The following is a 741-nucleotide window of genomic DNA, read 5'->3' as shown; positions in this document are numbered from 1 at the left end:
GCCCAGTTCGGCGGCGTCGTGTTCGACCCCAGCAATTATGCGCAGAATGTGCTGACGGCCGCGCGCACGCTGCAGCAGATCAACAACCAGATCCAGGCGCTGCAAAATCAGGCGTCGATGCTGACCAATATGGCAAAGCACCTACAGCGTCTCGATTTTTCGTCGCTGACGCAGATCACCCGGTCGATGCAGAAGATCGGCACGCTGATGGATCAGGCCGAGGGCATCGCCTTCGACCTTGCCTCAACCGACGAGGCGCTGCGCCGGCAGTTTCCCGCTGCCTTCGACACGGCGCTGTCGACCAGCGAGATCGTAGCGCAGGCGCGGACCCGCTTTGCGGCGTCGATGCAGGGCTATCGCCAGACCATGCGGGTCCAGGCGCAGGTGGTCGAGAATATTGACGAGGATGCGGACCTCCTCGCCCAACTGGTATCCCAAAGCCAGTCCGCGACCGGCAGTCTGCAGGCGGCTCAGGCGACCAACCAGCTCATCGCGCTGTCGGCCAAGCAACAGCTTCAGATCCAGCAGATGATGGCGGCGCAATATCGCGCCGAAGCGCTCGAGCGTGCGCGCCAGCAACAGGCCATGGAAGCCGCGCGCGAGCAGACCCGGCGCTTCATCGGTTCGGCGCGCATCTACACGCGCGACTGACGGCACCCGGAAGGCGGCCTGGCCCATGAACCCTGACCTCAACATCATCGACGGCTTCCTTGAAGCCTTCATCAGCTACATCGACAGCGG

Annotated in this window: 1 protein-coding gene; it reads left to right on the top strand. The window is 63.6% G+C overall.

Annotated features, from left to right (window positions below; all coding sequences use genetic code 11):
- Window positions 1-651: P-type conjugative transfer protein TrbJ (gene trbJ, locus CV013_RS15415; protein WP_102156587.1), on the top strand; the 651-nt coding region annotated here is incomplete at its 5' end.
- Window positions 652-741 lie beyond the last annotated feature (90 nt).

Origin of the sequence: Tsuneonella flava (assembly GCF_002870965.1) — a bacterium.
Classification (GTDB): domain Bacteria; phylum Pseudomonadota; class Alphaproteobacteria; order Sphingomonadales; family Sphingomonadaceae; genus Tsuneonella; species Tsuneonella flava.
This window is presented reverse-complemented; position numbering and strand designations above follow the sequence as displayed.